This window comes from Bacillus sp. JJ1474 (assembly GCF_036965225.1).
In the GTDB taxonomy this organism is placed as follows: Bacteria; Bacillota; Bacilli; order Bacillales; family Cytobacillaceae; genus Cytobacillus.
Window position 1 is genome coordinate 1 of the sequence record NZ_JBALPC010000206.1, and the last position, 24,075, is coordinate 24,075.

The 24,075-nt window shown below is 38.0% G+C and carries 25 protein-coding genes; 19 read left to right on the forward strand and 6 right to left on the reverse strand.

Going from position 1 to position 24,075, the window contains the following annotated elements:
- Positions 1 to 224: 224 nt before the first annotated feature.
- Positions 225 to 779, reverse strand: coding sequence for a hypothetical protein (locus tag V7164_RS21720; protein WP_335355217.1), 555 nt, complete (start codon positions 777 to 779; stop codon positions 225 to 227).
- Between the two features lie 187 nt (positions 780 to 966).
- Here V7164_RS21720 and V7164_RS21725 point away from each other — a divergent pair, with 187 nt between their 5' ends.
- The 6 genes from V7164_RS21725 to V7164_RS21750 all read left to right on the forward strand — a co-directional run bounded on the left by V7164_RS21725 (position 967) and on the right by V7164_RS21750 (position 5,142).
- Positions 967 to 1,383 carry a hypothetical protein gene (locus V7164_RS21725; RefSeq protein WP_335355218.1) on the forward strand — a complete coding sequence of 139 codons (417 nt, stop codon included), beginning with the start codon at positions 967 to 969 and terminating at the stop codon, positions 1,381 to 1,383.
- 2 nt (positions 1,384 to 1,385) lie between these two features.
- Positions 1,386 to 2,615 (forward strand): MFS transporter, encoded by a 1,230-nt coding sequence (locus tag V7164_RS21730; RefSeq protein WP_335355219.1) that lies wholly within the window; start codon positions 1,386 to 1,388, stop codon positions 2,613 to 2,615.
- A gap of 139 nt (positions 2,616 to 2,754) precedes the next feature.
- Positions 2,755 to 3,456, forward strand: a complete 702-nt coding sequence (locus tag V7164_RS21735) for an MBL fold metallo-hydrolase (RefSeq protein ID WP_335344929.1) — start codon at positions 2,755 to 2,757, stop codon at positions 3,454 to 3,456.
- Positions 3,457 to 3,481: 25 nt separating this feature from the next.
- Positions 3,482 to 4,084, forward strand: a complete 603-nt coding sequence (locus V7164_RS21740; RefSeq protein ID WP_335344928.1) for a TetR/AcrR family transcriptional regulator — start codon at positions 3,482 to 3,484, stop codon at positions 4,082 to 4,084.
- Positions 4,065 to 4,409: a YrdB family protein gene (locus V7164_RS21745; RefSeq protein WP_335344980.1), complete on the forward strand. Its 345-nt coding sequence runs from the start codon at positions 4,065 to 4,067 to the stop codon at positions 4,407 to 4,409. The genes V7164_RS21740 and V7164_RS21745 overlap by 20 nt, the downstream gene beginning before the upstream one ends.
- A gap of 58 nt (positions 4,410 to 4,467) precedes the next feature.
- The gene (locus tag V7164_RS21750; RefSeq protein ID WP_335355229.1) at positions 4,468 to 5,142 is read left to right on the forward strand and encodes a YdeI/OmpD-associated family protein; all 675 of its coding nucleotides are present in this window, start codon (positions 4,468 to 4,470) and stop codon (positions 5,140 to 5,142) included.
- 90 nt (positions 5,143 to 5,232) lie between these two features.
- On the opposite strand, the gene V7164_RS21755 is transcribed toward V7164_RS21750, so the two are convergent.
- Positions 5,233 to 7,173 (reverse strand): endonuclease MutS2, encoded by a 1,941-nt coding sequence (locus V7164_RS21755; RefSeq protein WP_335355220.1) that lies wholly within the window; start codon positions 7,171 to 7,173, stop codon positions 5,233 to 5,235.
- A gap of 581 nt (positions 7,174 to 7,754) precedes the next feature.
- On the opposite strand from V7164_RS21755, the gene V7164_RS21760 reads away from it, so the two are divergent.
- Positions 7,755 to 8,732 (forward strand): quinone oxidoreductase family protein, encoded by a 978-nt coding sequence (locus V7164_RS21760; protein WP_335355221.1) that lies wholly within the window; start codon positions 7,755 to 7,757, stop codon positions 8,730 to 8,732.
- Between the two features lie 104 nt (positions 8,733 to 8,836).
- Here V7164_RS21760 and V7164_RS21765 read toward each other — a convergent pair whose 3' ends face one another.
- Both V7164_RS21765 and V7164_RS21770 read right to left on the reverse strand, forming a co-directional pair.
- The gene (locus V7164_RS21765; protein WP_335348067.1) at positions 8,837 to 9,523 is read right to left on the reverse strand and encodes a DUF3600 domain-containing protein; all 687 of its coding nucleotides are present in this window, start codon (positions 9,521 to 9,523) and stop codon (positions 8,837 to 8,839) included.
- On the reverse strand, positions 9,513 to 10,094 hold the full coding sequence (locus V7164_RS21770) for a sigma-70 family RNA polymerase sigma factor (protein ID WP_335348068.1): 582 nt from the start codon (positions 10,092 to 10,094) through the stop codon (positions 9,513 to 9,515). The genes V7164_RS21765 and V7164_RS21770 overlap by 11 nt, the downstream gene beginning before the upstream one ends.
- 202 nt (positions 10,095 to 10,296) lie before the next feature.
- On the opposite strand from V7164_RS21770, the gene V7164_RS21775 reads away from it, so the two are divergent.
- Complete coding sequence (locus tag V7164_RS21775; RefSeq protein WP_335355222.1) at positions 10,297 to 10,827, forward strand: GNAT family N-acetyltransferase; 531 nt, start codon at positions 10,297 to 10,299, stop codon at positions 10,825 to 10,827.
- A 28-nt stretch (positions 10,828 to 10,855) separates the two neighbouring features.
- Positions 10,856 to 11,977, forward strand: a complete 1,122-nt coding sequence (locus V7164_RS21780) for a metallophosphoesterase (protein ID WP_335347082.1) — start codon at positions 10,856 to 10,858, stop codon at positions 11,975 to 11,977.
- Between the two features lie 38 nt (positions 11,978 to 12,015).
- Here the strand turns inward: V7164_RS21780 and V7164_RS21785 are convergent, their stop codons facing one another.
- Positions 12,016 to 12,489, reverse strand: a complete 474-nt coding sequence (locus V7164_RS21785) for a DinB family protein (protein ID WP_335347081.1) — start codon at positions 12,487 to 12,489, stop codon at positions 12,016 to 12,018.
- 135 nt (positions 12,490 to 12,624) lie between these two features.
- On the opposite strand from V7164_RS21785, the gene V7164_RS21790 reads away from it, so the two are divergent.
- Together V7164_RS21790 and V7164_RS21795 are read left to right on the forward strand one after the other, a co-directional pair.
- Complete coding sequence (locus V7164_RS21790) at positions 12,625 to 13,581, forward strand: D-2-hydroxyacid dehydrogenase (protein ID WP_335347080.1); 957 nt, start codon at positions 12,625 to 12,627, stop codon at positions 13,579 to 13,581.
- A 67-nt stretch (positions 13,582 to 13,648) separates the two neighbouring features.
- Positions 13,649 to 13,801: a hypothetical protein gene (locus V7164_RS21795; RefSeq protein WP_335347079.1), complete on the forward strand. Its 153-nt coding sequence runs from the start codon at positions 13,649 to 13,651 to the stop codon at positions 13,799 to 13,801.
- Positions 13,802 to 14,453: 652 nt separating this feature from the next.
- On the opposite strand, the gene V7164_RS21800 is transcribed toward V7164_RS21795, so the two are convergent.
- Positions 14,454 to 15,827, reverse strand: a complete 1,374-nt coding sequence (locus V7164_RS21800; RefSeq protein ID WP_335347077.1) for an amino acid permease — start codon at positions 15,825 to 15,827, stop codon at positions 14,454 to 14,456.
- Positions 15,828 to 16,263: 436 nt separating this feature from the next.
- Between V7164_RS21800 and V7164_RS21805 the strand changes: the two genes are divergently transcribed.
- The 8 genes from V7164_RS21805 (at position 16,264) to V7164_RS21840 (ending at position 23,693) form a co-directional block, all read left to right on the forward strand.
- A complete protein-coding gene (locus tag V7164_RS21805; RefSeq protein WP_335347076.1) occupies positions 16,264 to 17,994 on the forward strand; it encodes an L-lactate permease in 1,731 nt (576 codons plus the stop codon).
- Positions 17,995 to 18,111: 117 nt separating this feature from the next.
- Positions 18,112 to 18,420 carry a DUF3221 domain-containing protein gene (locus V7164_RS21810; RefSeq protein WP_335355223.1) on the forward strand — a complete coding sequence of 103 codons (309 nt, stop codon included), beginning with the start codon at positions 18,112 to 18,114 and terminating at the stop codon, positions 18,418 to 18,420.
- A gap of 18 nt (positions 18,421 to 18,438) precedes the next feature.
- Complete coding sequence (locus V7164_RS21815) at positions 18,439 to 19,026, forward strand: VanZ family protein (protein ID WP_335355224.1); 588 nt, start codon at positions 18,439 to 18,441, stop codon at positions 19,024 to 19,026.
- A gap of 240 nt (positions 19,027 to 19,266) precedes the next feature.
- Positions 19,267 to 20,052 carry an ABC transporter ATP-binding protein gene (locus V7164_RS21820; RefSeq protein WP_335355225.1) on the forward strand — a complete coding sequence of 262 codons (786 nt, stop codon included), beginning with the start codon at positions 19,267 to 19,269 and terminating at the stop codon, positions 20,050 to 20,052.
- A gap of 110 nt (positions 20,053 to 20,162) precedes the next feature.
- Positions 20,163 to 21,131 (forward strand): ABC transporter substrate-binding protein, encoded by a 969-nt coding sequence (locus tag V7164_RS21825; RefSeq protein WP_335355226.1) that lies wholly within the window; start codon positions 20,163 to 20,165, stop codon positions 21,129 to 21,131.
- 4 nt (positions 21,132 to 21,135) lie between these two features.
- On the forward strand, positions 21,136 to 21,900 hold the full coding sequence (locus V7164_RS21830; protein WP_335355227.1) for an ABC transporter permease: 765 nt from the start codon (positions 21,136 to 21,138) through the stop codon (positions 21,898 to 21,900).
- A 102-nt stretch (positions 21,901 to 22,002) separates the two neighbouring features.
- Positions 22,003 to 22,527 carry a DUF4242 domain-containing protein gene (locus V7164_RS21835; RefSeq protein WP_335347070.1) on the forward strand — a complete coding sequence of 175 codons (525 nt, stop codon included), beginning with the start codon at positions 22,003 to 22,005 and terminating at the stop codon, positions 22,525 to 22,527.
- A 110-nt stretch (positions 22,528 to 22,637) separates the two neighbouring features.
- A complete protein-coding gene (locus V7164_RS21840) occupies positions 22,638 to 23,693 on the forward strand; it encodes an acyl-CoA dehydrogenase (protein ID WP_335355228.1) in 1,056 nt (351 codons plus the stop codon).
- Positions 23,694 to 24,075: the final 382 nt, after the last annotated feature.

Sequence of the window (24,075 nt, forward strand, 5' to 3'; positions counted from 1 at the left end):
TTTAAAAAGTCCAAGCAGAGAGTCTGGATGGACATTTCACCGAGAAATGGGTTTAAAAAGTCCAAGCAGAGAGTCTGGACGGACATTTCATCGAGAAATGGGGTTTGAAAAGTCCGAGCAAAGTAAAAAGGTTTAGCAACTTATCAACTGGATTAACAATGTCCTTTAGTCTTTCTAATTAGTAAGAACCTCTGCATAGATCTCGAAAGTCTAAGTAGAGGTTCTTATTCATCTCTCTCAATACTTACATTTACTTCTTTTAACCGGTCAGTTACTAGAGGGACGACCATTTGGAAATATTCATTTGCCTTAAACTTCAACTGATTTCCGTCTATAAATAAGAATTCATATTCAGGAAAATTCCCTTTCTCGCCCTTATAATAAATCACTTTTTCCACTTCGCTCCATGAATAGGAAAGGTCCTGTTTAGAAAAGAGAGTTCTGTATGATAGGCCATCCTCTGAAATTAATTTAAAAGATTGGGATGCCGTCCAAAAGGGAATGACACTCAAGCAGACAAATGCGATGCTTAATATAATCGAAAACTTTCGGATATCGAATATGGAAATAATCATTGCAGCAATAACTAATAAAAACAACCCGATCCCATAGACAATGTAATTTTCTCCGGGTACAAAAACAACCTGGTAAATTCCTTTCGTGTAATATACACTATCTGCTATTGTCTGCGGGGCAAAGATGAGGAGAAAAGGAGTTGAAACAGCAATACATATTCCAATGGCCAAAAAAACATGCTTAGGCTGATAATTTTTTTCCAATTCATATCCTCCTTAAGATAATTAACCTTTTAATAGGGTCTTTCCATTTATCATTAATATCCATTTTAGTGAATTGTACAATATTTTCAATCTCGTAATAATGATGACCAGTCAACGTTTAATCTGAATTTGTTAAGTGGAACCATTTTCTAAAACTCCCGTCTAAATGTAAGGAGGGATAAATACAATGAAAAAACTAAAAAGTTGGTGGATTCTTTTTCTCATTATGCTCACTGGTTGTTCCGGACAAGAAGAACTATTAACAAGAATTGATGTTCAAAAAGTGAATGAAGAAGGAATGTACGAAGATGAAATCATTATTTCAGATAAAGAAACGATAAATCTACTAAGGAATTCTTTTGAAAAAGTGAAATGGGAACCTAACACAAAAGCTGAAATGTCGAGGAAAGAGGATGTATTGGCTACCTTATTCTACACTTTTGATGAGAATATGCCTGAAAGACTCTATGAATATAGAATTTGGTTTAACTCTAATGAAACTTCCACCATTATCAGTAATAATGAAAAAGAAGGTTATGGAACCTTGGATGAAGAAAACACAAAAGTAATCAAAAAAGCTTTTTCAATGTCATCGGAGGATTAGAGTTGAATCGTTCATTTTACGCTCTATTAATCAGCCAAACCTCCACGAATTTGGGGTTTGCTTTATATACAATGGTCGTTGTGCTGCATCTTTACAATGAAACCGGCTCGACCACAATATCGGCGATGGTCACATTAATAAGTGTATTATCCCGAATGGTAAGCGGAATATTTTTGCCCTCCGTATCGGATCGATTTCAGCTGAATCAGTTGTTGATATTTTCTCAGATTGCACAAGTGATGCTGTTATCTGTACTGTTTATTCTTTTTCAACAATCGCTTGATACGGTTATTATTATATTTATATTTAGTTTATTAGCAGTCATCTCGTTTTTTAATGGATTTTTTTCTCCTGTTAAAAGCACGATTGTTAAGGCTGTTGTTCCTGAGCATTCTAGGGTTAAAGCAAATAGTCTATTATCAAGTGTGGATCAAACCTTTTTATTTTCTGGCTGGACCTTTGGAGGGGTGCTGCTTGCATTCCTTGGAAAACAAACCACTCTTGTGATTACTATCTGTTTTCTAGCGGTTTCCGTAGTCAGCTTATTTTTTATAAAAATGAACCGGTCAACCAGCATAGTTACTGCAGAAGGAATGATCAGCAGGTTAACCTCTGGGTGGAAGTACCTTTTCCAGCACGAAGGATTGCGGGTCATCGTGATCATGGATGTAATGGAAACAATGGTCGGATCTATCTGGATAGGAGCTGTCACACTCACTTTCGCAAAAGAGGCACTCGGAAAAGGAGAAGCCTGGTGGGGCTATATCAATGGCGGCTATTATTTTGGAGCGATTTTAGGCGGGTTTCTTGTCTTCCGATTTTCAAAATTCTTAAAGGGTCGCTTAACGATACTCATGTTGATCGGTTCAGCTGCTTTTGGTTTATTGACCTTTTCATATGGCTTCGTAGGCCATGCATGTCTTGCTGTACTTTTAGTCATTTTAATGGGTCCTTCCTTTCAAGTTAGAGATTTGGCGCAAGAAACGATGTTCCAAAATAGTACAGACGAAAAGACGCTTACCCGGATTCTTGCTGCTAAAGCTACATTGGTACAATTGATCTTCATTTTTTCAATTATTGGCATTGGGGCTTTGACTGACCTGATTGGCGTCCGGCTCGTTTATATTCTGTCCGGCGGTTTAATGCTTCTTTCCTCTCTATATGGATTCGTCCATCTTTATTTGCATGGAAAAGGGTTATCATTGGAGGGGGAAGCGAGGGAAATGACATAGTATTATTTTGAAAAGACGACATTCGCTAAGTAAAGTGGGTGTCGTCTTTTTCAAAGCTATTTTACAATAATGTTGCATTTAACTAATCTGGTTAGTTAAAATGATAATATAATTAGTTGCTTTGAGAGGATACGAAAATATGAAAATAACAAAAATGCATTCCGTTTATCAATTAGCTTTTATGCCACGGTTATTCCCTGTAAATTGTTATTTAGTTGAAGAGGAGACTAGTCTCACTCTTATTGATGCCGCTATGCCATACAGTGCAAAAAGCATTATCCAGTCGGCAAGGAAGATTGGAAAGCCTATCACAAATATCATTATTACTCATGCCCATGCTGATCATGTAGGTGCATTAGACATACTAAAAGAGATTTTGCCAGAAGCACAAGTAAGCATTTCTTCCAGGGACTCACTCCTATTAAGAGGAGATACTACAATCCATCCTGATGAAAAAAATTTCCCGATACGCGGAGGGGTTCCGAAAAATATTAAAACCCGCCCTGATATTTTGCTTCATGAAGGGGAACGGATTGGTTCATTAGAGGTTATCCATTCGCCCGGCCATACACCAGGCTCTATCTCTCTTCTAGATACGAGGAATCGAAGTTTAATAGTTGGGGATGCATTCCAAACTAGAGGCGGGATCGCTGTTTCTGGAGTGGTGAAGCCATTATTTCCTTTTCCGGCATTAGCCACTTGGGATAAAGAAACCGCGCTTATAAGTGCTAGAAAATTAGTCGGCTGCCAACCGAGTTTGCTTGCTGCCGGACATGGGAAAATGATTGGTCATCCAATTGAATTGATGAAAAAGGCTATTGATCATGCAGAAATGAAATAAGCGCAAGAGAATAGAGGTAATGAAGATGACACGTCGTACGAAAATAGATTTAGCTGTAATTTTACTTAAAGCAACACAATTAATTGATGAACATGGCTTAGACCAGCTTTCTCTTGGTGTGCTGGCTGAGGAACTGCAAATTCGCCCTCCGTCCTTATACAACCATGTGAACGGATTAAATGAATTGAAGCAAAAGCTAGCCATTCATGGATTGAGAAAGCTATATGAGACGATGCTTCAAGCTGCTGCGGGACGATCGGGTGATGATGCCATTAAAGCCCTAAGTGAAGCATATATTGAGTTTGTTAGAAATCATCCTGGACTTTATGAGGCAACTTCGAGATTTCCTGATCCTGAAGATAAGGAATTACAGGAAGCGCAGGAGTCCATTGTCCGTCTTGCTGTCCAAGTACTGCAAGTGTATAGCCTGGAGGAAGAACAAGCTATTCATATGGTCAGGGGCTTCAGAAGCATTTTGCATGGATTTGCTTCCATTGAACGAATGGGTGGCTTCGGGCTGCCTTACGATACGGATAAAAGTTTGTCGATTCTCATAAATACATTTATTAAGGGTCTCCATTCTTATGAAAATGAGAAGGTGAATAGTGATGCTTTTAGAGAGTATTAAGGTAGTGAACATCATCCTTCGTTTTTTGCTGGAGCTTTTTGGCCTGTCTGTTTATGGATATTGGGGATATAAAATGGGGACGACATCCATTATGAGATGGGGGCTTGCGGCTGGAATTCCTATTATGATTGCGCTTGTTTGGGGTTTATTCGGATCGCCAAAAGCAACCTTTCAGCTTTCAGGAATCTCTCATTTATTGCTCGAAATAGGCATCTTTCTTATCCCTGTCGTATTGCTAATTAGTCTCGGGAAAGTTCAAATAGCTTGGTTTTATGGGATTATAGTGGTTGTGAACCGTATTTTAATGTATCTTTGGGAGCAATGATAGATATTTGATTCGGGATTATGTGATTTGTTAAAGTAGAAATAGAGGAAGGTGGATCATATTGGCTAAATCAATTGTTGAAAAACTAAATCTAACAAAATATAAAAAAGCTACGGTTTTGGGAATGCCTGAGGGTACAGATTATCTAGCAGAATTAACAGATTATGATACAGAACTGACGAATAGTCCGTATGATCTTATTTTTGCCTTCGTGTTAGATATGGAGTCTTTAAAGGGCCTTGTAGACAGGGTGATTGAGAAAAATGATTTAACGGAAAATGGATATATCTTTTTGGCTTACCCCAAGAAGGGGAATAAAGTTTACCCTACCTTTATTCACCGCGATCATTTATTAGGCGGGTTAGGTGCAAATGAGGATGGTTACATCGGTGCAAGCAATCTTAAATTTGCCCGTATGGTAGGACTGGATGATGTCTTTACAGTTGTAGGCCTTAAAATTGATGCTAAAAGTAAAGGAAGCACTTCTACAAAACCAAGCCAATGTGTGGATGACTATATCGAGATGATTCCAAATGTGGAGAAAGACTTGCAGGAGACGCCAGATTTGCTTGAAATCTATCAATCGCTAACACCAGGGTATCGAAAGGATTGGGCCCGTTATGTGTATAGTGCCAAACAAGAGGCAACAAAAGCGAAACGGCGCGATGAAATGAAAGTGATCCTTGCTGCTGGCTACAAGACTAGGGATTTGTATCGCAGAGATAATAAATAGGGGAATAAAGCAGCAGGGAAAAAGACGTTCATTAAGTAAAACTTACTTGATGAACGTCTTTTTCAGCTAACATATTTCTTGCCTCAAAAATCAATCCTCATTATCTAACCAAACATCCTCCCCATGTTTTCTCTTTTGCTGCTTATTGATTTTCCGATATTCCTTTGACTTGAAAATGATATCGAAGTCATAGTTTTCGGGATACAATTCACGTCCTTTTATATACAGCTTTAACCGTTTATGATTAATTGTCCGCTTTTCTCCTTGAATTTGAACAACATAATCACCTTTCGAATCTGGTCCCTTATATATGATTCCCATCTCATTTGTTTCCGTTAATAAAACATTATCTCCTTGTTCAAATAGGGTAAAGCTTTCCGTACTTGAATCAAGGGATGTTTTTTTTGCAGTCCTTCTCGCATATTTATTAATGGCAATTTGCTTCTGGTAGCCTGGCCCTTTTAAAATAGCTGCATCTAATTCATCGCGATAGCTTCGATTATTTTTATAAGTAATTTGATGAGCCTTTTCGATCAATTCTGGGTGCATGCCAAGCTTGATCGCGATGTCGAAAGCCTGGCTGTTTCCGCTTTGTCCAAGAAGAAGCTTGTAGGTTGGCCGCAATGTTTCAATATCAAATTCCATCATCCCATTTAGAAATCCGCTTGTTTTTTCCGCGAATTCCTTTATTTCATTGTAGTGAGTAGTGGCAAATAAAGTTGCACCCTTTTGGTAAAGCTGCTCGAGAATCACAATTGCCAATGCCATACCCTCGCTTGGGTCTGTCCCTGAACCCAATTCATCAAGAAGGACAAGTGAGTGGTCATTTGTGACTCGCAGGATATCAATAATATTTACAAGCCTTGAACTGAATGTGCTTAAGTTCTGTTCAATGCTTTGCCCATCTCCAATATCAACGAAAATATGTTGAAAAATGGCAATTTCGCTCCCGGGATTTGCTGGTATCGGCAAACCTGTTTGTGCCATCATGGTGAGCAGACCAACTGTTTTCAAGGTAACCGTCTTTCCACCCGTATTCGGCCCGGTTATGACCAAGGCGCGATGCTCTTCACCAAATTGAATGGAAAGTGGGACAGCTTTGTCGCCAAGCATCGGATGCCGAGCTTCTTTTAAGTTGATTACATAATCTTCATTTAATATAGGAGTCGAACAGCCTGTTTTTCGGCTATACGCTGCCTTTGCAAATAGGACATCATAATGATGCATCGTTTCGATAGCAATTTTGATTATATTCTCATGCTGAAGCACCTTTTCCGTTAATTCATATAAAATCCTTTCCGTTTTCTGCTCTTCAGCCATACGCAAAAGCTCAATTTCTTCTTGAATAGAACCTAATTCAGAAGGCTCAATATATAAGGTTGAGCCTGATGCGGAAGAATCAAGAACAGTTCCTTGCACTTTGGAGCGATACTGTCTTTTTACAGAGATGGCAATCCGAGCATTCCTTTCAACGAGTAACGTATCCTGCAGATATGCTGCATACCTCTTTGATTTTACGAGCTGCTGGGCTTTCTCCTTCAGCTTATCTGTTTGGATCGAAAGCTGTCTTCTTAAATAAGCTAAATCGCTTGAAGCATGCTGATCAACCTGCCCATGACGGATGCAACGGTTAATTTCCTCCTCTAGCTCCCGCACCTCACCAATCGATTCCGCATATAAACTTACATTCGGAGCTGCATAGTGCTTATCCTTCATGAATTGTTTTAGCTTCGAGCAATGCTGCAGGAATGAAAGAACGTACGTAAACTGATCAGCACGAATATAGATTCCTTTTCGTGCCTGTGTTAGATAGTGATCCATTTCATCCAGAGTATGAATAGGGACACTGCTGCTAATTTTGATAATTTCCTCTGCTTCAGCGATCTCTTTTAATGATAACTCCATTCTCCGTTTATCTGGCAATGGACGTAATGCTTGAAGGGTGTTCTTCCCCCGATTCGTTTTCGCAAAATTTGCGATTTCGTTTAGAATTTCTTGATACCCCAATACATCAATGGTTTGCTGATTCATTTTGAATCCCCCTATTATCTTTTATTTAAACCATTTAAACTTCATAAAAAAAACCGCCATGAACAAAATCGCTCATGACGGTAAGAAGAAATGGAAACATGCAATGGCAAACTAAAATTGCGCGCAGCACTATAGATAGGGAGGGAATGCCCTCGTTTTTCCTATTTTTGCACACAAAAAAGCTATGACAAAACATGCCATAGCGGGTTCACCAAATCTTCTATGCTATGATGCGTGTTCTTAACATCCCTCAAAAAAGCGTACACTTAATAAACCAGTAATTTGACTGGTTTTTTGCTTTCTTCAAGGCCGTATGAAAATAACGGTTAGTTAAGAACATTCACACTCATAAAACAAACTCCTTTGAGTTTACATTTTTATACAAATTAAGTATACCTTGAATGTGCTTGGGAGGTCAATATTTGAATGAAGATTCTAATATTTTTAATGTGTATGACCTTGAAATATTAGGATAAAAAGAGGAGTTTACATTTTTGAATGGAATATTTTAATAATTCTAGAAGGTTATATGAAGGATTTGAATGTGTCGAAACTTCAACAATAAAAAAGGGGGAATCCATTTGAAAGCCATCGTTATAACTGAATTTGGTAATCCTGAAGTAATGAAATATGTAGATACTGATATTCCTCGTATTAAGCCAACTCAAGTATTAATAGAAGTAGAAAAAACAAGTGTGAACTATGCGGATGTAAAGGCGAGATATGGAAAAAAGGGGAGCTGGAAATCACCATTTATTCCGGGGCTAGATGCGGCCGGTGTCATTGTTGAAACAGGATCTGAGGTTCAGAATTTGCGGGTTGGACAGCGAGTTATTACTTTTCCATCAAAAGGGTCGTATTCAGAATATGTGGTTTCAGAGGAAATACTTACATATAAAATCCCAGATAACATAGATTTTGACACGGCGGCTGCTTGTCCAATTGTTTCTTTTCTTTCCTATAAAATGCTTCAGGATATAGCAAAAATTGAACAAGGGGAAACAGTACTTATCCATTCGGCGGCTGGCGGGGTTGGAACAACGGCTATTCAAATGGCAAAGCTTTTAGGTGCAAGCAAAGTAATTGGAACAGTTGGAGATGAAAAGAAAGCATCGGTTGCTATTAAGGCAGGTGCAGATCATGTCATTAGTTATGACAAAGAAAACTTTGCAGACCGGGTAAATGAGATTACAGATGGGCAGGGGGTTAATATTGTTTTAGATTCTGTTGCAGGGGTGGTCACTGAAAAAAGTCTACTCTGTTTAGCACCGTATGGCCGGTTGGTTCAATTTGGTAACTCTAGCGGAACTGCAGGCATATTTAATACAAGTGATTTGCATGCAAGTTGCCGATCAGTACTCGGATTCAGTTTAGGCACAACGAGAAGGCTCCGGCCAGAATCGTTGCAGCATACTGCTAAACAAGTTTTACAATACATAAGCGAGGGAAAACTAAAATTTGAAATCAGTCATCGTTTTCCTTTAGATCAAGCAGTACAAGCTCACAAGCTAATTGAAAGCAGGCAAAGCACGGGAAAAATTTTATTGGATGTAAAGTAATTATATTTATCAAATCCAAGATGTATCCATAACATCACAGAAATGTTCCATCTTGCACTAATCCACTTAAACACAAAAAGCAGGAGTATTCTCCCGCTTTTTGTTCACTGAACTTGCTTTTTATCTACGTAGCTCATAAAATCCTTCGCTTTAATAAACTCCGCTTGAAGATCGGAAGGGATCATTTCGATATCGATTGGCCCTTCACTCGGATCAATATTACTTTTTACTAACACTTCCTCATAGGTCATAAGTGCTTCAATATAGGCTGTATACTCCTCAGAGGATAAGATTTCTTTACTTGACTTTAATCCATTTAGTTTATCAAAGAAAGGCTGAACGCCCATTAACGCTTGTTTGATTTGAACTAGTTCTTCTGAAGGAATTTGAGAATAATCTATATTTCCATATGGATCGCCATATTGTAATTTCGAGGACGTTACCACATTTAGCAATTCCTTAAATTCCTTGTATTCTTCTGTGTTTAGTTCACCTTTAGCCTGTGATAACTTCGCACTTAAAAGCATGTATCCATCCATAGTGGCCTTAAAGATATGCTTCTTTAAGTTTTCGAAGGAACCGTAAATGTCATCAGCTAAAAAGGATTGGGAAGCAAAAACTCCGGTCGGGATGAGCAAGGTTGCTGCTAAAATGCCTGCAGCCAAACGTTTTCTCAATTTTCCGTTTGCAGTTTCGATGTTGCTTATGATTTTTGTTTTTAATTCTGGTGGGGGCATAAATGAATTGCCTTTTTCTTGTAGAGACTCTCTTAACTGATTTTCAATAATCATAAACATTCCTCGCATTCTCTAAAAGTTTTTTTCCTTTCTCATTGGCACGCAATTTATTTAATGCTGCATTAATTCGTGACTTCACCGTTCCAAGCGGAATCTCTAAAATTCTTGCAACCTCGTCTTGAGAAAAATCGTTTAAATAACGAAGTATAATCACCTGTTGCAACTTATAAGGCAGCTGAGTAACTAATTCAACAAGCTCCTGATTGGTTAATTTATTAACAACTTCATTTGAAAAATCTAAGACTGCCGGCTGTTTTAATGCTTCTGCCTTTTTAATAATCCTCACATGCATCCATCTTTTTCGTCGATAGGACTGAATTTGTTTCATGACAATCCCCATATACCAAGATTTAAATGGCCTGTTGGTATCATATTTTTTCAAAGATTTGAAGAGCTGTATGTAAATTTCCTGAACCAAATCATCTACATCAGCTTTGTCCTCAATAAGGAAACGAGACGTTTTATATATATCAGGGATTGTTCTTTCATAAAGCTCGTTGTACGCTTGCTTATCATCCGATAGAATCCGTTCGATTAATGGATGATGATAATTAGGGTCTGTCATTCAAATGAACACCTCCTTATTGTTTTCTACTATATATTGGTAAGATATTGAAGTTTCGTTCGATAATTATTAATAAATATTGTTATTTCGTTTAAAAATGATCGGTTGCATTATATAAGGATTATAAAGTAAGGATTGAGATAAAGGAAAAAGTAGGTAGTTTCCAGAATATAAACTCTACATACACAAATGGAGTGAGAGAATGTTTCCAATACTAGAAACAGAAAGATTGTTACTAAGAGAACTTGTTGAAGAAGATACGCAAGGTGTTTTCAATTGTTTTTCCAATCCTGATGTCACACGTTTCTATGGACAAGATACTTTAACAAGCATGGATCAGGCTAAAGAGTTTATCCGAATTTTTGAACAAAATTTCAATGAAAAACGTGGGATTAGATGGGGAATTCAGGTAAAAGACGGGGGAGAAGAAATCATTGGCACAATCGGGTTTAATCTCTGGTCACCTAAACATAAGAGGGCCGAGATTGGCTACGAGATCCATCCCAATCATTGGCGCAAGGGTTATACGGCTGAAGTGGTTTCCAAAATTGTATCATTTGGCTTTAATGAACTTGGATTAACACGAATTGGAGCAGTTGTTTTTATCGAAAATGACGCATCAAATGCACTTCTGACAAAGCTGGGATTTGAAAAAGAGGGCGTATTAAGAAATTATATGTATCAAAATGGAGTTCCCTACGATACGAATGTGTACTCTTTATTAAATGTATAAACAGGCACTCAGATAAGAGGAGATTCAAATGTTAAATGTTATCAATCTTAACTTAGACCCAAACCGAAGAGCTATTATTATTTCAGATATACACGCAAATCTTTTGTTATTTAAAAGGCTGTTAGAAAAGGTTCATTACGATAAAGACGATTACCTCTTTATAAATGGAGACCTTTGTGAAAAAGGAGAAAACAGTTTAGAGATCGTTCGCTATGTAAAGAAGATGACTGAGCAATCATCGAATGTTTTTGTCACGAAAGGGAACTGCGATATTTTACACCGTTATGTATTTATGGGGAATGAAAAAATTCTCAACTATATGAAGGCAAGAAAAAATTCTATCTTAAATGAAATGCTGGAGCAGGGGAAACAGTCTTTAACGCATTTTAATCAAATTCAGCAGCTTGCTCAATATTATGAAACTCATTTTAAAGAAGAACTGAACTGGCTGGAATCTTTGCCTGTGGCTATTGAAACAGAAAACTTCATTTTGATCCATGCTGGTATTGAGGACCGGGCCGATTGGGAAGAAACAGATGAAAACTTCGCTTTATCTGTCGATTCTTTTTTTGATAGAGGACATCAGGCTAAGAAAACCGTCATAGTCGGACATTGGCCAGTCGTTAATTATCGTTTTCATTCCGAGAGCTCTAACAATCCAATGATTGATTTTGAGAAAAAAATCATTGCCATTGATGGTGGCAATCAGATTAAAAGGGATGGACAATTGAATGCCCTTATTTTCGAGAATAATCAATTTTCGTTTGAGTTTGTTGACGAGCTTCATGAGAAAAGGAAAGTTAAAAAAGACTACTTAGATCAGACAGGTCGTGTCGGAACAGTCACCTATCCCAATTATGAAATGAGTATTATTCACAGAGAACCTTACTTTACACTTTGCAGGAATATTAAACTTGGGGTTGAGCAATGGGTGAAAAATGAGTATTTAGTTGAAAATGATGAGGGTGTGTGCTGTAAAAATGATTTAAGCACTACATTTTTATCGGTCCGATATGGTGAAGTTGTGAAGGTGCTCAATGCTAAAGTATCTGGTTATACACTAGTCAAAAAAAAGAACGGTTTAGTTGGATGGGTGCCAATTGAAGTGGATGGAATGGAATTGCTGACAGGTGACTTCAAGGCAGAATAAAGCAGGAGAGTCATTTCTGCCTGCTTTATTCATACAATTCATTGCTTCATGGCTTTAATGCCCTTTTTTAAATCAATAATGGCTTGTAAGTGCATCCCTTCATGGAAGATGGTTCGAATTAAAACCTGTTCAATTGTTTGCATGCCTAATTCGGTTGGTTTATACTCAACCTCTAAACGATTGCCATATGCCTCTTTTATATCGGCAGGCTGAGATTTAAGCATCCGTTTTACATCTCCCAAAGAAGGAGTTTCCGCACTAAAGTCAGCCGGAGACGTACCGAATCCAAACCACTTATTAAATTCATCGGGTACAACGGTTTTTTCCTTCGTGACCGCTTGAATCCAAAGATATTGATCAAGGAAAATATGTCCAAGATTCCAGCGAATATTATTGTTATAGCCCTTTGGAATGACTTCGGCTTCCTCTATTGTTACATTCTCCACTGCATCCAATATTTCATTTCGATAGCTTTCTAATTGTCGAAATAATACTTCATGACGTTGATTCATTTAATCTAGCCCCCTTTTTAATTTAAAAATTCGATGAGCACATGTTGTTTCCTGCAAATAATTATATTTTTTAGACAACTCTATGTAAAATAAGTGTAAGAATAAATACTATTTCTAATAGGGGAGGAATTTATCATGACATTCCAGCCGAACATTCTTGTTTTTACCCGTGATAAGGCAGAGGCCGAAGCTTATGCTGACTACATTCGTAATTTTGGATTTTCTTCAGTGAAGGCTGCTGCAACCTTTGAGGAAGTGGAAAGGTACTTGCCAGATACGGAGGTCATTTTGGGATGGAAGTTTCCCACTCAAGTCCTAAATCAGCCAATTGCATCAAATGTCCGCTGGTTTCAATCGATGGGGGCAGGGGTCAATGATTTGGTTGCAGACAAGACAATACCGAACAAAATCCAATTAACCCGTATCGTTGATCAATTCGGAACTTATATTTCAGAATATGTTTTTACATACCTTTTGAACATCGTGAAAGACGTCTCCCGTATGAACAAATCACAAGTGGAACGGAAATGGGATCCATTCATTTCGGAATCCTTGGCAAACAAAACCATCGGGGTGGCTGGACTCGGATCGATTGGGGCTGAAATTGTGCGCAAAGCTCGTGCCTTTGATATGAATGTACACGGATTAAGTTTTAGCGGAAAACAAGCTTCATTAGTGGACCGCCACTATACTCCAGAAAGCTGGGGTGAGTTTGTAAAAGACCTTGATTATTTGGTAACAATTCTTCCTTTAACAGAAGCCACACATCATATCATAGATCGTGACCTTCTACTAACGATGAAGCCGAATGCTTGCCTTGTCAACGTTGGCCGAGGAGCACTGATAAAAGAAGAGGATTTAGTTAACGTTATGCAATCAGGTCATCTTCGTGCCGCCATTCTCGATGTATTCGAGAAAGAGCCGTTGCCGAAGGACCATGCCTTCTGGTCAATGCCAAATGTGTACGTTACATCCCATCTATCAGGACCGAGTACCGTTAATGGAGTTTGCAGTTTTTTTGCAGCAAATCTAAAGCGATTTATAAATGAACAGCCTTTACATGGATTAGTAGACCGTGAGCAAGGGTATTAAAGCAAGATAGATGGGCACACTCTAAAATGAATTAAGTTATAAATAATCATTTTCAAGGAGTGTTAACGTGAAAAGGAAAATTCAGCAGGAAACTCCAGTGATTGCAGAAGGCATCGACACGGAAGATGAACTAATGGAAGACGCGACACCAAGTGAAGTAGCAAAAGGCGAGTATACAAAAGTTATCACAGTATCTTTAGATGAAAACGATCCAAGCTAGTGCTAACACCCTTAATCGCGGTGTTTCTTCAAGACCTAATTCAGGCCTATCAATTGATTGAAGAAGAAATACTGAAAGATATATACGACTGGCATGTTTGTATAGTGAGACAAAATCAAAAAAGCCCATTCCTTAAAAAGTTATTAGGGAATCGGCTTTTTTAAGTTGAAAATCTACTTAGCTTCATTTTTGTCATTTTATCTTTTGATGTATTATCCTTTAGCTATTGGACAATTTATAAATAATCACAAACTGGAGGGATATTATNNATGAAGAAATATCAGAAGGTTTAAATCAAATATTTGAAATCATTAATGCTAAAGGTGACACAGAAGAGTTAAATGAAAATGTTCAAACACCTGATAACCAATCAAATGAAAATAAATAATTTTTGAGGATTTTTTATCCTCTATTTTCAACCTTTTTACATCAATACTTTATTTTAACCTCTAGTTTTAGAAGTATCCTACTACGTTCGTAAAAAGAATCCTCCATTTATTTTTAAATCGCCATCCGTTCACTTCATACTCTTATATTCAACTTATTCTGCAGTGGTAGCAGTGTCAGTCACACCCGAAATTGTCGAAAGAATACACTAGTCTCGACATTTAATAATCAAAATTCAACATTTATCAAGGGGCCTGTCACTGCTTTATTGATTTAAGTGACTCTTCCTATAACCATACGTAAAGTAAATGACAAGACCGAGAATTAGCCAAACAGCGAAACCTTTCCATGTAAATGCTGAAAGCTGCAGCATTAAATAAACACAAAAGATCACTGCTAAAGCTGGAATAACAGGTACCCAGGGTGTTTTAAATCCACGTTTGAGATCTGGTCGCGTTTTACGAAGTACAGCAACACCAAGAGAAACAGCTGTGAAAGCAAATAATGTACCTATACTTGTCAGTTCAGCTAATTTATCAAGGGGAACTAGGCCGGCAAGAGTGGCAACCAATATTCCTGTTACCCAAGTGCTTTTTAAAGGAACTTTTGTTTTTGGATGAACAGCAGACAAAGCTTTTGGCAGAAGTCCATCTCTGCTAATTGAATAGAACAGACGTGATTGTCCAAACATCATGACGATTAAGACTGTCGTAATTCCAACAATGGCTCCAAGAGAAATAAAACCTGCTGCCCAATCTTGATTAATATATTGCAATCCAAAAGCTACTGGATCTTTCACATTTAGCAAATCAAACGGTACCATCCCAGTAAGAACTAAAGAGACGGCGATATACAAAATTGTACAAACTGCTAATGATGAAATAATCCCGATTGGAAGATTACGCTGAGGATTTTTTACTTCTTCGGCAGCAGTAGATACCGCGTCAAAGCCAAAGTAGGCGAACACGACAACTGCCGCTCCAGTAACGACTCCAGAAAATCCAAACGGCATAAACGGAGTCCAGTTATCCGGTTCAACGTACCAAGCCCCAATAATAATGAATAGAAGTACGACAGCCACCTTAACAACAACCATTGTGGCATTAAATTTAGCAGATTCTTTTACTCCTCTAGAAAGTAATAAAGTAACTAAAAGGACGATAATAACAGCTGGTAAATCGATGATTGTACCTTTTGAGGGATCAAAGGCGTAAGTTAAGGCTGTTGGTAAATGAATTCCAAACCCTGCTAATAACCCTTGGAAATACCCTGACCATCCACTTGCCACCGCGGAGGAGGCGAGTCCATATTCGAGAACTAAATCCCAACCTAAAATCCAAGCAAGTAATTCACCAAAAGCGACATAACTATATGTGTAAGCACTCCCGGATGCTGGAATCATCGAGGCAAATTCCGAATAGCATAATGCTGCAAATACACACGCTAAACCCGCAATAATAAAAGATAGGATTAAGGCAGGGCCAGCATATTTGGCTGCGGCAACTCCTGTCAAAACGAATACTCCTGTTCCAATTATAGCCCCAACCCCAAGCATGGTTAGATCTAGAGCCCCAAGTACCCTTTTGAGTGAATTGTTAGAAAGTTCATTGCCTATCGATTTTTTACGAAATAAATCCATGTTTTTCTCCTGTTATTCATGTCGATTTTTGTCGAAATGACAAAATAATATTTAGGTGCTAATTTATTACTTGTAAAGATTGAAAATTTTAGAACGCGTAAAACAATCCTAATAAGGCCTAAAATTAAATTACTTTAATCTTTTTTCGCATAGGCATTTTAAGGATCCGGTTTAGAAACAGGATAAATGGGAAGATTCATTCCTCTAGGGATAGTATCTGCAGATATTCTTTATTTAAATCCTAATTTCTCACTTATGAAACTGAGAGATTGGGATTTTTTTTGCTGACTGATATACAATCCCAAGTATTAATTCGTTATGAACAAATGGGTGGACATTCCATAAATTCATAATTTTACTATTATTGGGACTAGTTGTACTAAAGGGAGATTACCCGTCATATACTTCGAATGAATATGATTAGGAGGGGATAAGTTTGGAGTTTCATCAACTGTATGATCCAATGGGGAATGCCTTTCTTTCTACACTATTAGCTGCAATCCCAATATTGACTTTGTTGTATTTGCTCGCATTGCATCCTCATAAGGATAAGCTGGGGAGAAGGCATTATGGAATTGCTGCACCAAAAGCAGCTCTCATTGCTGGGATCGTCACTGTTATAATGGCAATATGGTTAGTAGACATGCCTGTGTCTTCAACATTAGCAGCTTTTGGATATGGATCCTTCTTTGGCATGATGCCGATCGGCTGGATTATAGTTGCCGCAATGTTTTTGTATACGATTACATTGGTGACTGGTCAATTTGATATTGTAAAATTTTCTGTTTTAAATTTATCATCAGACAGACGCATTCAAACACTTCTCATCGCTTTTTCCTTCGGGGCTTTTATCGAAGGGGCGGCTGGTTTTGGTACTCCAGTAGCCATAGCTGGTGCGCTGATGGTAGGTCTTGGGTTTCGTCCTATAGTAGCAGCAATTCTTTGTTTAATCGCTAACACGGCCCCTGTTGCTTTCGGAGCTGTAGGGTCGCCGATTATTACCTTAGCAGCTGTGACTGGACTTCCTGAAATGGCCTTGTCTGCAATGGCTGGGCGCCAACTGCCTTTCTTCTCCGTTATTGTGCCATTCTGGCTGATTGCTACAATGGTTTTCATGCACAAAGGAAAGTGGAAGCAGGTAATGGAAATCTGGCCAGCAATCCTTGTTACGGGTGTTACTTTTGCAATTACCCAGTTTGCTGTTTCTAACTACGTTGGGCCGATGCTAGTTGATATTATTGGTGGTCTTGTCGCTATTTTTGCATTAATTCTACTTCTTAAAGTATGGCAGCCAAAAAATAAATTTTATTTGCCTGGTGAAGAGGAAGAAATGAAATCCCTAGAAAATCAGGAAACAAAGTATAGTTCAGGACAAGTGGCAAAGGCATGGGCTCCTTGGGCATTCCTTACACTTTTCGTATTCATGTGGGGACTGCCACAATGGAAGAGCTTCCTGAATTCTTTGAACTTCTTTGGTCTTAAGTCATTTTATAGTATTCCGGTGCCTTTTTTGGATCAGCTCGTATTCCGAAGTCCGCCACTTGCAAAGGAATCTATACCAGAAGCGGCTCTTTATAACTTAAACTGGCTATCTGCAGCAGGAACAGGCGTGTTTTTTGCCGCATTGCTAAGCGGTTTGTTCCTCCGAATGAGCAAAGAACAATGGAAACAGTCTGTTGTAAGAACAGCACAAAGAATGAAAACCCCATTAATAACGATAGCGTTAGTACTAGGCTTAGGTTTTACAACGCGATATTCCGGCTTAGACGCCATCCTAGGATTAGCTTTTACTAAAACTGGTGTGTTATATCCGTTCTTTGCTGCCATGCTCGGTTGGCTTGGGGTATTTCTGACTGGCAGTGACACCTCTTCGAATGCATTATTTGGGAGTATGCAACGAATTACTGCTGACCAGCTAGGACTAGATCCGGTGCTAATCGCAGCGTCCAACTCAACCGGTGGGGTCATGGGGAAAATGATTGACGCTCAAAGCATAGTTGTAGCAACAGCAGCTTGTTATGAGAATCGAGTCGAAGGCGCAAATGCTGTAGGACCGATATTTCGGGCAGTCTTTTTCCACAGTTTAGCTTTAGCCGCATTAATGGGAATTTTAGTCATGCTGCAAGCATATGTATTCCCATGGATGATACCGGCGTATACTTTATAATTAACATAATGCTTTATTGTTGAAAAAATGGACGTTTTTAAAAGACGTCCATTTTATTTTTTTGCCGAAACCTTTAACTGTACGGTACGTCTATTCACATATAGGAGATGGATACGAATGAAAAAATACATTGTACTATTATTATTCTCATTTATCTTATTTGGCTGTACTCAAAAGAGTGATGTGAAAGGCGAAGCTGATATGAAAGGGAGCATTCTTGAAATCGATAAAGATGATAGGCGAATTTTAGTTGAAGATAATGAGAAGGGGTTAGTATGGGTTACATTGAATGAAACCGATAATATGAAAGAATTGCAAGTTTATCAAGAGGTCGCAATCTGGATTGAGGGTGCCATTGCTGAATCCTATCCGGGTCAAGCAAAAGCATTACATGTTGAGATCATTCAGCCAAAGGAAGTTGAATAAACCACCTGAGAGGTAATTATGAAAAAAGTTATTTTGCTTAGTGTTTTCATTTCTCAAGTCATATTTTTTATTCTTATGCCAGTATGGCTTGAACTAACAAACCATTTGCATCCGCTAGTAGTTGGGATAGTTTGGTTTGTTATTTTTTTCTTAACTTTATTTATTGTTTGCTTGTTACTTAATGAAAGAGTCTATGTATCACAAAGTGTCCTCCGTGGTCTTATATTTTTCTATACTATCGGACTGTTAATTCTACTATTTTTCCGGCCAAATGGGACAAATTACGGTGCGGTCAATATGATGCCTTTTATGACCATTCGCCTTTATTTATTTGGGAATGCTGATTTTCTAATTGCCTTTTATAATTTGGGCGCGAATATCGGGTTATTTATTCCATTTGGCGTGTATTACGGGTTTATAAATAAGTCTGCTTCGACAAAACAACTTTTATTTTTAACTATTTTTCCGATTTGTATAATAGAAGGGCTTCAATTTTTAACAAAAAGAGGAAGCTTAGATATTGACGACCTTCTATTAAATACAGTGGGTGTTTGTCTTGGCTATTACCTTCTCCCACTTTTTCGTAAAGTCCTGTTAATTAAATAAATGATCACACATGGTTGTTCCAATTAATGATTTTGTCATTGGCGGGGCAACCATTTTTATATTGTGCATTTTGATTTCTTGAACATACAAGATTGATAAAAGAAAATTTAATACTTTCAAAAAATTTAGTTGTCATTTCGGAAAAAGTGTAATAGAATAACTTAAAATCATTAAACATAGTATTTATATAGGAATTAAATGAATTGGCGATTTTTGTCTTCTTAAAGGGGGATAGAGGGCTTGGTTGAATCGGCTTTTATTCGGGTAGACAATGTGAGCAAAGCGTTTAGGAATAAGGAGCAAACTGTACGTGTATTAAATGATGTGACCTTTGGGATTAAAAGGGGAGAGATGATCTCCATATTGGGAGAAAGCGGATGTGGGAAGAGCACGCTGCTTAATATTATTGGGGGATTCGAAAAGCCTGATGAAGGAAAGGTTATCATCGATGGAAATAAAGTGATCCAGCCAAATAGAAAATGTATTATGCTTTTTCAAAATTATGGTCTTTTACCATGGAGATCTGTTTTGAAAAATGTAGAGCTTGGGTTAGAAGGCGAGAAAATGGGGGTTAAGGAGCGGAAAGAGAGGGCCTACACATATTTGAACTTGGTCGGTCTAGGGGATAAAGTTGATCTATTTCCGCATGAGCTTTCAGGGGGAATGCAGCAAAGGGTTGCGATAGCACGAGCTCTTGCCAACCAGCCAGAATTGATTTTAATGGATGAGCCGTTTGCTGCCTTAGATACATTTAATCGCTATTATCTGCAGGATGAGCTTCTTCGAATTCAAGAGCAGGAGAAGACGACCATTATTCTTGTCACGCATGATATTGATGAAGCGATCTATTTATCAGACAGGGTGATTATGATGAAAGCAAATCCAGGTGAAATAGATAAGGAGTTAACGATTACTCTTTCAAAGCCTAGAGATCGAAGTCATGAGGACTTCCAGCGATATCGAAAGGCAATATTTGAACAATTCCACTTTAACCGGCCTGCACCTTCAATTGAGTTTAATATTTAAATATTTTTTAGATAAGTTTTGTTAATAAATATAGTTTGCGATAGAAACCGCCCAATGCATGCATTAGGCAAGTAATCAAAATATAGCTGTAGATAAAGAGGAGGGATACGATGAAAAGTTATAAAAAGCTTTTATCCTTATTGATCATTTCAATGCTCGTGGTGAGCTTGGCTGCTTGTGGGTCTAACCCATCATCAGCAGGGAAATCCGCGAATGAAGAAAAGCGAGTAGTGAAAATTGGCTATTTGCCGATTACTCATGCGGTTCCTTTGTATTTAGAAAATGAACAGGATTCGTTTAAAAACTTTAAATTGGAGCTTGTTAAGTTTGGTTCATGGCCGGAGTTAATGGATGCCCTTAATACAGGCCGTATAGATGGTGCTTCTGTTCTTGTGACTCTTGCTTTGAAGGCGAAGGAGCAAGGGATTGATTTGAAAGCTGTGGCGCTTGGTCATAGAGATGGAAATGTTTTGGTTTCAGCCAATGATATTAACAGTGTTGAGGATTTGAAGGGAAAAAACTTTGCAATCCCTCATAAGTTTTCTACTCATAATATTTTGCTCTATCAAATGCTTAAACAGGCAGGGGTGAAATATGAGGATGTGAAGGCTATTGAACTGCCACCTGCTGAAATGCCGGCAGCCCTTTCTGAAGGGAGAATTTCAGGATATGTAGTCGCTGAACCGTTTGGAGCAGTCTCGGTAGCTATTAAGAAAGGAAAGGTTCTTTATCAGGATACTGATATTTGGAACGATTCAATTGATTGCGCACTCGTTTTAAGAAATGACTTTATCCAAAAGGAAAATGAAGTGGCTCAGGAATTTGTTAATGAGTATGTGAAAGCAGGTGAATTAGCCGAGAAAAAAGATGACCATACGCTGACAGCTTCTTCTAAATATATGAAGGTTGATAAAGAGGTAATGGATCTTTCGTTTCAATGGATTTCTTACGATGATTTAAGAGTAAATAAAAGCAGCTACGATGAATTAACAAAAATTTTAGTAGAAATGGGTTTATCAGAAAATCCGCCTTCTTATGAGGAGTTTGTCGATAATTCATTATTTGATAAGGCGAAGTGATGAAATGGGAAGTGTAAAAAAACTCTCAAATGTCATAGTTGGTTTTGTACTTCTGATCGGTGCCTGGCAAATAACGATTGCTATCGGGAATTATGATGAAGCCCTACTGCCGCCACCTCTTAAAGTGTGGGAGGGAATTGTCTCGCTCATAAAGGACGGTTCATTCTTTGTCCATCTGCAAGTAAGTTTGATGAGATTTTTAATTGGTTATTTATCGGCAGTTATTATTGCTGTCATTTTGGGGCTAATCTTTGGAAGGGTTCTGGCACTATGGAATATCCTGGATCCGGTTGTACAGGTTTTAAGGCCTGTTTCACCAATAGCGTGGTCACCTTTTATCGTATTGTGGTTCGGGATAGGTGATATTCCAGCAATCGTGATTATTTTCATTGCTGCATTCTTCCCTGTCTTGCTATCAACTGTTTCGGCGGTAAGGAAAGTGGATCCAACCTATCTGAAAATTGCTCAGAATTTTGAAATAAGGAAATCACATTTACTTGTTAAAATTATTCTTCCCGCCGCATTTCCTTTCATAGCAAATGGCTTGCATATTGCCTTAGGAACTGCCTGGATATTCCTTGTTGCTGGTGAAATGGTGGGAGCTCAGTCAGGATTAGGCTACTTAATAGTGGATGCAAGAAATTCAATGAACTTAGATTTAGTGCTGGCCGGTATTATTTTTATTGGGGTTTGCGGACTTTTGCTTGATAAGGCAATTGGCTTATTTGAGAAATGGGTAGATAAGCAATGGGGAAGGGCGAACCAATAGCATAGTAAGAAAGTTAGCAGGTAAGTTTATCTAACTTAATAATATTAAGTGATTTACAGCTCATTATAAATTTTTTAACTATATCCTTGAGGAGGAAAAAACATGGCTCTATATCTTGTTGAATCTATTTTGAATGAGGCAGTAAAAACAAAGGAAGCTTTTGAGGCTAAAGTTTCTGAGGTACAGGAAACAGTTAGTGGAAAAAATACGAGTTTAATTGAAGTTCAAGTTTCAAAAGAGTTCTCAAGATCTTTCTTCATATTTGAAGGTGAAGACCGAAATGCGATTACTGATAGTTTAAGAGAACTAGGAATATCAGTTTCTCTTATTAAGCCAGTGCGTCTAGTTGGTCAGGAATTGGCGAAGGTTAAGGAGCAGAAGGAAAAAGTAAATTATTTAGTCGAGTGGAATCTCCCGGAAAATTTGACTATGGAACAATATCTAGATAGGAAGACGACAAATTCCGTTCATTATGCAGAGGTTCCAGAGGTTTCTTTTTCCAGAACTTATGTATGTGAAGATATGACGAAATGCCTGTGCTTTTATGATGCACCGGATGAAGGAACAGTAAAAAAAGCGCGTGAAGCGGTTAAAGCTCCAATTGACACAATAACTGAGCTTTCATAAAAATGAAAGGAAAACCTCCTTTATGGAGGTTTTCTTAATAAGAAGATTAAATTGTATTAAAGGTGAAGTTCCTGCCTTGATTTTTCTAAAGAAAGGGGAAGGCTGCTTATATGAATTTTGAAAGTTTGCTGCAAACACAACTGAAACCGCTAGTCAGAAAGATAGATTCAGAAGCCTACTACCCAGAAGATTTCCTAAAGGCTATTGGCAAAGAGGGACTCCTTAGTTCGAAGGATTTGCCGAAGGGAGAAAGACTATCACGAGAAGTGTATTTGGTGAAAGAAACGGCTAAGGTATGTATGACGACAGCTTTTAATTTATGGTGTCATTTAGCTTCTTTAACTTATATCCGAAACACTGATAATCCATTTCTAAAACATGAAATTCTTCCTTGTCTTGAAAACGGGGAATTATTAGGTGGCACTGGCTTATCAAATCCGATGAAATATTATGCAGGTCTTGAGTCTTTACATTTGAAGGCAAAAAAGTCGCAAGATGGTTATATCGTTTCTGGGAATTTACCTGCTGTTTCTAACTTAGGAAAAGACCATTGGTTTGGAATTATTGCTGAGGTAGATGAACACCAACGAATCATGGCTTTCGTCCCGTGCTCGGCAGAAGGATTAACTTTAAAGGAAAAAATAGAGTATTTGGGGGTAAACGGAAGTGCCACTTATTCCTGTGCGTTTAATGATGTAAGGATACGAGAAGAGTGGATAATTGCTGAACAAGCAGATAAATTTATCCTTAATATTCGATCGGCTTTTGTTCTATATCAAATTCCTCTGGGATTAGGAGTGACAGAGGCATCGATTAAATCTATTCAAAAGGTTTGCAACAAGCAGGGTGGGTGCAATCAGTATTTAGATATTCAAACAGATGAACTGCAAATGAATTTAAATGTAATCACTGAAAAAACATTCCGAATTGCTGAAAGTCATAACCTTTCTGAGAAATGGAATGAGTTATTGCAGCTTAGGCTTGATACTGTAAATCTAACATTAAAATCCGTACACGCATGCATGCTTCATCAAGGTGGAGCGGGGTACTTGAAAAATAGTGATCCAGCAAGAAGGCTAAGAGAATCCTATTTCCTTGTTAATTTAACCCCAACAGTTAAGCATCTACAAAAGATGATTCAGAAGAACATCACTTACCCCCTTTAAATTTATTTAATAGAGGAAAATTTCAGTTATAAAACCGAGTAATCATATTCGAATTATAGAGCTCGATATTGTGTGCTAAATTACCTACTATAGAAAAGAAAATGGGTTATGAGAAAAATATTGGTAATACGGTCAAAAAAACCCCCTGATGTTTCGAATTACTCTTGAGTAATTCGAATTTATTATAGAGAGAGATATGGGGGAAAAGAAACATTGAACACAATTTCAATTAAACGAAAGCAGAGAATTGCCGAAGTACGCAAGCAAAGAATAAAAGCTCGTAATAAAAAAGTGATCATAACTACAGCTGCTGGAGCTATTACAGCTATTATCTTATTAAACGGCAAAGCAGAAGCATATAGCTCAACTTATACAGTTAAAC

Excerpts from the sequence above, each read along its gene's own strand:
- V7164_RS21725 (WP_335355218.1), top strand. The coding sequence starts at position 967 with ATGAAAAAACTAAAAAGTTGGTGGATTCTTTTTCTCATTATGCTCACT.
- V7164_RS21735 (WP_335344929.1), top strand. The coding sequence starts at position 2,755 with ATGAAAATAACAAAAATGCATTCCGTTTATCAATTAGCTTTTATGCCA.
- V7164_RS21740 (WP_335344928.1), top strand. The coding sequence starts at position 3,482 with ATGACACGTCGTACGAAAATAGATTTAGCTGTAATTTTACTTAAAGCA.
- V7164_RS21745 (WP_335344980.1), top strand. The coding sequence starts at position 4,065 with ATGCTTTTAGAGAGTATTAAGGTAGTGAACATCATCCTTCGTTTTTTG.
- V7164_RS21755 (WP_335355220.1), bottom strand. The coding sequence starts at position 7,173 with ATGAATCAGCAAACCATTGATGTATTGGGGTATCAAGAAATTCTAAAC.
- V7164_RS21765 (WP_335348067.1), bottom strand. The coding sequence starts at position 9,523 with ATGATTATTGAAAATCAGTTAAGAGAGTCTCTACAAGAAAAAGGCAAT.
- V7164_RS21770 (WP_335348068.1), bottom strand. The coding sequence starts at position 10,094 with ATGACAGACCCTAATTATCATCATCCATTAATCGAACGGATTCTATCG.
- V7164_RS21775 (WP_335355222.1), top strand. The coding sequence starts at position 10,297 with ATGTTTCCAATACTAGAAACAGAAAGATTGTTACTAAGAGAACTTGTT.
- V7164_RS21780 (WP_335347082.1), top strand. The coding sequence starts at position 10,856 with ATGTTAAATGTTATCAATCTTAACTTAGACCCAAACCGAAGAGCTATT.
- V7164_RS21785 (WP_335347081.1), bottom strand. The coding sequence starts at position 12,489 with ATGAATCAACGTCATGAAGTATTATTTCGACAATTAGAAAGCTATCGA.
- V7164_RS21790 (WP_335347080.1), top strand. The coding sequence starts at position 12,625 with ATGACATTCCAGCCGAACATTCTTGTTTTTACCCGTGATAAGGCAGAG.
- V7164_RS21800 (WP_335347077.1), bottom strand. The coding sequence starts at position 15,827 with ATGGATTTATTTCGTAAAAAATCGATAGGCAATGAACTTTCTAACAAT.
- V7164_RS21810 (WP_335355223.1), top strand. The coding sequence starts at position 18,112 with ATGAAAAAATACATTGTACTATTATTATTCTCATTTATCTTATTTGGC.
- V7164_RS21815 (WP_335355224.1), top strand. The coding sequence starts at position 18,439 with ATGAAAAAAGTTATTTTGCTTAGTGTTTTCATTTCTCAAGTCATATTT.
- V7164_RS21825 (WP_335355226.1), top strand. The coding sequence starts at position 20,163 with ATGAAAAGTTATAAAAAGCTTTTATCCTTATTGATCATTTCAATGCTC.
- V7164_RS21830 (WP_335355227.1), top strand. The coding sequence starts at position 21,136 with ATGGGAAGTGTAAAAAAACTCTCAAATGTCATAGTTGGTTTTGTACTT.
- V7164_RS21835 (WP_335347070.1), top strand. The coding sequence starts at position 22,003 with ATGGCTCTATATCTTGTTGAATCTATTTTGAATGAGGCAGTAAAAACA.
- V7164_RS21840 (WP_335355228.1), top strand. The coding sequence starts at position 22,638 with ATGAATTTTGAAAGTTTGCTGCAAACACAACTGAAACCGCTAGTCAGA.